Origin of the sequence: Limnospira sp. PMC 1279.21, assembly GCF_032349615.1 — a bacterium.
Taxonomy (GTDB): Bacteria; Cyanobacteriota; Cyanobacteriia; order Cyanobacteriales; family Microcoleaceae; genus Limnospira; species Limnospira fusiformis.
Genome location: NZ_JARPLU010000212.1, coordinates 1 through 6,852, shown reverse-complemented (window position 1 = coordinate 6,852; position 6,852 = coordinate 1). Strand labels below are relative to the sequence as shown.

Here is a 6,852-nt window from a genome sequence, read left to right as displayed (position 1 = left end):
GAAATATTAGACCGTTTGGTTGAGACAGTCTTTAAAAAACGCTATCAATCTGTAGCCGAAGTTTTGGAAGATTTACAGCCATCTTCTGATGGTCAAAAACCCCCAACCCAGAAGTTTGAATTTGACATCGTTACGGTCAATTCAAAGGGACAAGAAATTAACCGCAGTCGCGGTCAGGCTGAATGTATTATCGAAGACCTGGGAAATGGGGTGACTCTGGAGATGGTAAAAATTCCGGGGGGAACCTTTAAAATGGGTGCGCCGAGTGGTGAAGCTGGAAGTTCACTAAATAAGGAAAGACCCCAACACCAAGTCACGATTAAACCCTTCCTCATGGGGAAATATCCCGTTACCCAAGCACAATGGCGACAAGTGGCTAGTTTCCCCAAACTCCAACGGGACCTGAACCCAGACCCCTCAGCTTTTAAAGGATTAAATCTTCCCGTTGAATCGGTTGCATGGTATGATGTAATGGAGTGGTGCGATCGCCTCTCGAAGAGAATCGGCAAACCCTACCGATTACCCAGTGAAGCGGAGTGGGAATATGCAGCCCGCGCCGGAACTACTAGCCCCTTTCATGTCGGTGATACCCTGACGACGGACCTCGCCAACTACGATGGCAACCACACCTATAGCTCAGGACCCCTGGGAGCCTACCGCGGACAAACCACCCCCGTCGGTCAGTTTCAAAACGCCAACGCCTTTGGCTTGTATGATATCCACGGAAATGTTTCGGAATGGTGCGCTGACCCCTGGCATGATAGCTACAATGGTGCGCCTTCGGATGGTGGTGTGTGGGATTATGACAACGATATTCGTTATCAAAAACCTATTGAATATTTAGTCAACTTTTTGGAAAGCCAAGAAAGAAGGGTGCTGCGTGGCGGTTCGTGGCTCTTCAATCCAGTAGTCTGCCGTTGTGCCAACCGCGACAGGGGCGGCTCAGACCTCCTCTACTTCAGCTGCGGTTTTCGGGTTGCCTGTGCGCTTTAGTAGGTTGGGTGAAGCGCAGCGCAACCCAACTTCCCCCAGTATGTAGGTTGGGTGAAGCGCAGCGTAACCCAACTTCCCCCAGCCAAACCGGGTTTCTTTCCCAATGCGGAACCCGGGACTTGAAGTCATCAGGATAGATTAGGGGTCGAGAATGAAGTCACCTCCATCCCCTCCCATTCAAAACCGTACGTGATAGTTTCCCATCATACGGCTCCTAGTCTGATTGCTCCATTGTTAGGGATACAGCGTTGGCGTTGTCTAACGCCGTCTTATCATCGTGACAGTGGCGGTGCAGTAGTTGAAGATTCTTATATTCATCCTTTCCACCGTGGTTTCGAGGTATAATGTGGTCTACTTCAACTAAGTCTGATGGGGTAAAGTATTGTCCACACCAGGCGCATTTGCCTTTTTGTTTTTTGAGTAGTTTAGCTACCCTTGTTGGCGTGTCGATTGCTTGTCCTTTCCTGGTTGCCCAGTAAGTCCAGTTTCCGTCGTATGGTGTCGCGTCGGGGCGCACTAGGGTGTGTCTGACAATCAGGGTCCAGCTATGTTTCCATAGTTGAAATCCATCTTTTGCTTTGAATAGCCAAGTTTCATGCCGTTCTTTCCCATTGCTAAGTTTAACCGTTCCCTTGTGGAAGTAGTTTCTTAACTTTTCATGACTTGCCTTTCCGCATCTTGAAACTGTCCATGCCCGTAACATTAACCAGATTGTCTTATCTAGTTTAACGAATGTCTCTGTTGAGACTACCCTTGAATAGTAGTTCGACCATCCCCTTATGATTGGGTTTAGTTTGCTAATCAGGGCTGATTGGGGTGCGGTTTTATGTTGTTTGATTACACCCTTAATCACTTCTGTATGGGCTTTAACTGCTTTGCTGCTGGGTTTAATGTGGGTTTTATGACCGATTAATCGGCTTGCTGCCCCACCTGTTTTTCCAGATTTATATCTTCCTGCCGGATATTGCCTGATATTGAATCACAGAAAATCGAACCCGGGCTCTTCTGTTTTACCATCATACTCAATAGGCTTGAGCGTATGGCAGATTCGAGTCTTTTCAGGTTTAATCTCTAATCCTACAGGTTTTAACCATTCGGAGATTGCAGTTTTGCACTGTTCAATGATTTCTAGTGATGGAGATCTTACTACAAAATCATCGGCGTATCTGATTATTGTGGCTTGAGCCACGTTTTTCTTTTTAGGATACATTGTTTCAATTAACCTAACCATGCCATCCAGTGCGATGTTGGCTAGGAGTGGACTTATGACCCCTCCTTGGGGTGTCCCTGCTTCTGTATCCTCGAATACACCGTTATCTAGCACGCCCGCTTTGAGCCATTGTTTCAGGTCTCTCTTTAGACTGCTTGGACAATGAATTTGGGTCAGTAGGTATTCATGGTTCACGGTAAGAGCATTTTGCTATGTCTGCATCTAACACGTAATATTCACTTTTGTTGATACCCTGGTAAATTCGTGTTATTGCGTCGTGGGCTGACCTGCCCGGTCTAAACCCGTAGCTTGTGCTTTCAAATCTCGATTCCCATTCAGGTTCGAGTGCCGACTTAACCAAGGCTTGCCTGGCTCTATCTTGGATTGTGGGTATTCCTAGAGGGCGTTTTTCATCCCTACCAGGTTTTGGAATCCACACCCGTCGCAGTGGTTTTGCTTTGAGGTTTCCCTTAATATTCTCAACAAGTTCAAACCTTTGTCTTGATGAGATTGCTCTCATTCCATCGACTCCAGCCGTTTTCTTGCCTTGATTATCTTGGGTTACTCGCCGTACTGCTAAGAGTCGGGCATAATATGATTTCACCAATAGACGTTGCAACCTTCGTGCCTTTGCGTCCTGTCCCGATTTAGCTGCTTGAAATATCCTCTTTTGGAGCTTGAAAACTTTTCTCTGAACTTTCGCCCAGGGAATAGCTTTCGATACAAACGCACGTCTTGATTGGTTTTGATTTCTCAAATCCTTTCTTTAAACTCGCTTTCGTCATAGTAACTCCTACTAGACTCTATTCTTTACAATCAAACCGTGACCCGTCTGCATATCCTTATCATTACAATAAGGCGTTGGCTTCTGGTCACATCTCACATCCTCTAAGACTTGCGGTTACACTTATTCCTACTAATATCTCGACCAGATAATTAGAGTCTAGGAGGACTTAAAACGTTCCGTTTATATGGGCATTCCATCTTTAGACTTGTCCTCTCCACCGGGGTACTTTAAAGGTCTGTGTAGATGTCATATAGAAGACTCTACTTTTCCCCTTGCTCTTTTGAGCGCAGCGTATCAACCTATTTCGCTACTGTATAATTACGATGGTTCAAGCCAGACATTCGGTTTCCCTAGTCATGGATGGTTGGCAGTGGTCGCATTTGGTAGTAGGTTCTACTTCACGCCTTCCGTTCCCCGCTTCAATCCCAGAATCGTGTATCCTGAAATTGGGGGTGGCTATCGCCTTTACTCTCTACTCCCTGATTTCTCAGTTTGTTTATGACCTTGAGTCCCCTGCCTTGCTCAGATTTCTCCAAGCGTCGGGACATATAAACAGTTATGGGATGGTCAGGATACGAGTCCCTTATATTCCACCAAGGGGTGGAAGTCCCACTAGGAGGCTATTTCGGGCATTGCATCCCTATTTCACTCCTAAACGTCTCGCACCTATAACCCCTATTCTACCGTCATTCTAATGCACTCAAAAGCGATCGCACATTTAGGAGTGAGTGCCAAATGAAGGCACCTAAGTATTTAGCCTAGAGGGTATTGTGTTGTCGATTTATTGAGGGTTAATCATCAAGCTGATATATTACCCTAAGAATTGCCTTAATCTCTGGCAAGTCTGGATTGATACCATGATTGGTTAGTGCTTGCTTTGCCATATCTAGCGGTAATGGCTGCTTTTGATGTCGTGTCAGGATACCTAACTCTGTGGCAAGGTGGCGACGTTTTTTGTACTTGCTGTCATTAACCGTTACCGAGTGACCAAACGAACGCGCCCTGATTTCCTGTGGTATCCCGTTCATCTCTCCCAGTTGGTTGGCTAGATATCGGAAAGCTAATGCTTGGGTGAATCCCCAATTATGGTTAGTTAACCATTGTCTGTGGTTACGATTAAAGCCCGCTGGGTTCTTAGGTTCAGTAATAGGTAAACAGACGTTATGAATCCCTAGACGGTTAATCAAAGCCTTGTCTTTTGACATTGGTATTGCTAACCTTTGACCTGTTTTGGTGCTACTACCAAAGCAAGTAAACTCACCAATCACTAACACTAACTCAATGTTATTGGAGTCACTTATCGCGGGGAACGTTATGCCGTCAACCGTGATATCCTTGGTTAAGTTTTGTCCTGCTGCAATCTCTGATGGTCTCAATCCATATAAAGCACACATTGCTGACACCCAACACCAACCATCACGAGCATTATTGTCTGTCAACCGTCCATAATCAGTGTTACGTTCCTTGTCTAGCAAGCCTAGCAAGGTATCCAAGTCTATACTTTGGGATTCAGCAAATACTGTCTGGGTAGGGTCAATCTTTTCCATCTTCTCTAGTGCTTTCTTGCATCGAGCACGTTCCGCTACCTGTCTGAGTCGGTAGTATCTGTCTTTGAATATTTTATGACCTACCGGACTACTGCCATCTTGTAACGGGCTATATAACGCTTCTTTTATACCCTCCCAGCTCACATAAACATCCCAGTCTGTGACTTTGTTAAACACAGTAAGAAAACAGCGTTTAAATGAACTTTGGTCACTAGCCAGATCACGGGAACGTTTCCGCTTAGTGTTCTTGTGTACCCCATTAAAGTAATCATCCTCCATTTCTTTAAACACTTGACGATAGGTGATTAAGTCGTTTTCCATGGGAACTTTGGATTCATCAAGGATAGTAGCCTTGTACCAGTCCAGCCATTCAGACACCGACTGAAATTGTCCGTCAAGGGATTTATGAACTAACCAGGCCTTATCAACGGCCTTACGGATACCCTCAGAAGTGAACTGACAATTACATCCTCGCTGCTTACGCCCTCCCGTCTCCGGGTCAGTAGTGATGTCTAGTTGGATTGTCCCCCGATTGCGCTTAATCCTGACACCCTTGGGACATTGTTGGCGGGATAAGTTGAAAAACTCAAGGATATCTTGAAAACCTTGATATATACCGCTGTGCGTACTGTTTGTACTTGTACTCATTTTACACTCACTCCTAATAATGCGATCGCTTTCGAGTGCATCAGTGTGACGGTAGAGTAAGGGTTATAGCTTTTATGGTGGGTTCGACCCCCCTATTCTCCACTAAAAGCCTCTTCTGGCTAAGGTTAACCGGAAATAGTGAAATAGTTTTTAAAAATGCGATAACCGGGTTAAGTTTTTCCCGGTTATCGCAGTCAGGATAAAATTTTACTGAAAATGGAGCATATGGGAATCGAACCTGATACATAGCCTATAACCCCTATTCTACCGTTACTTAGGTGTTACTCAAAACCGTAGTAGAGTAACAAGTGAGTAAAAAATGAGTAACGCCACTAACATCCCTACCGTAGGGGGAAAGGGCAACTATGACGAGAGTTACGATAGATTCCTGAAAGCCTATCAAGACTTTAAGGGGGAGTGTCCCAAAGGGGTGACACTCAAGTTGCAAAAGTCCGGGACTAGGTATAATTTGCTATTGCAGTTTAAGCAGCCACCTACCGGAAAACGGCTACCCAAAACAGCCAATCTTGAGTGTACTCCCCAAGGGGTGATAGACGGAGTTAAAAAAGCTAAGTTAGTGGCGGAGGCTCTGGGAACTATCAGTAACGCTAGTGAATTTTGGGACTGGTATGATACGACTATCCTAGGAAAAAATCAGATTGAGGATAATCTGATAACCTACCGAGAGATATTCCAACAACTGGAAGATGAGTATTTTGCCGGGTACAACCGCAATACAGGACGGAAACGTTCTCGCGACATTGTTAGTGATTTATCGTCATACCATCGGACCAAACAGATATTTTTTGAACAGTTCCCCAATTGGGATGATTATCCTACTTGGGAGAGTTTCAAGGTTATGCTGTACACTCCCTTACAGAATGGAGAGGAGCTGATAGGGTCCAAAACATTCAAAGAACGTTACTACATCCTGAAAGCCATTGCCAAAAAATCACCCAATAAGGACCACCTACTAAAGCAATTAGAGCCTATTAACCCCAAACAAACACGATTTACGGTTAAGCAGCGTATAGGTATCGATGCCTTTAAAGATTGGTGGTATAGTGCCAAACAGGAAGCCTACACCATTAAAAGCCATAGAATAAGCGAAGTCCGTCACAGTTGGCTATGGGTTGCCGGTATGGCGGTAATGTATGGATTAAGACCTACCGAGATAGCGGCTGCAGTTAACTTAACCAAACCCTATACAACAGAAGATGGTGTAACCATCAAAGCGCTATCAGACCCGGATAATCAGGATAATTACTTAGTATTGGGTGATTATACTTACTTTACTGATACAGAGGGAAGGAAAGTAAGTATTAAGACTGGGGGACGGGTTATAGCGCCAATCCCTAGTCCCGAAATGTTTAATTTTCTGGAATTAAAGCGACCAATATTACCAGAATATACCCCGAAGGAGGGAAGCCAGCCTAGGACTGTAGCTGCGGGTTTTAATGTAGCATTCAGTAAACATATTAAAGCTATGGGATGTCCGGTAACTCAAAAATATGCTTTTCGTAGGCTGTACAACCTGTTGGGTGAAAAATATGGAGTACCAGTAGAGTTACGCGCTAGAATGATGGGGCATAGCGCAATCGTCAATGAGAGTAAATAGTGCGAGACGTTTAGGCATGAAATAGGGCTGAAATGCCTGAAATAACCGC

3 protein-coding genes and 1 pseudogene are annotated in these 6,852 nt (G+C 44.9%); 2 read left to right on the top strand and 2 right to left on the bottom strand.

The genetic code is table 11. The annotated features are described in order from the left end of the window. Positions 1-993: formylglycine-generating enzyme family protein (locus P5683_RS21565; protein WP_315654969.1), on the top strand; the 993-nt coding region annotated here is incomplete at its 5' end. A gap of 214 nt (positions 994-1,207) precedes the next feature. Here P5683_RS21565 and ltrA read toward each other — a convergent pair. Further along, positions 1,208-2,988, bottom strand: a pseudogene (ltrA, locus tag P5683_RS21560) (group II intron reverse transcriptase/maturase). A 793-nt stretch (positions 2,989-3,781) separates the two neighbouring features. Next, positions 3,782-5,185, bottom strand: coding sequence for a recombinase (locus P5683_RS21555; RefSeq protein WP_315641113.1), 1,404 nt, complete (start codon positions 5,183-5,185; stop codon positions 3,782-3,784). Between the two features lie 319 nt (positions 5,186-5,504). Here P5683_RS21555 and P5683_RS21550 point away from each other — a divergent pair, with 319 nt between their 5' ends. Next, positions 5,505-6,803, top strand: coding sequence for a recombinase (locus P5683_RS21550; protein ID WP_315641114.1), 1,299 nt, complete (start codon positions 5,505-5,507; stop codon positions 6,801-6,803). Positions 6,804-6,852: the final 49 nt, after the last annotated feature.

Excerpts from the sequence above, each read along its gene's own strand:
- P5683_RS21555 (WP_315641113.1), bottom strand. The coding sequence starts at position 5,185 with ATGAGTACAAGTACAAACAGTACGCACAGCGGTATATATCAAGGTTTT.
- P5683_RS21550 (WP_315641114.1), top strand. The coding sequence starts at position 5,505 with ATGAGTAACGCCACTAACATCCCTACCGTAGGGGGAAAGGGCAACTAT.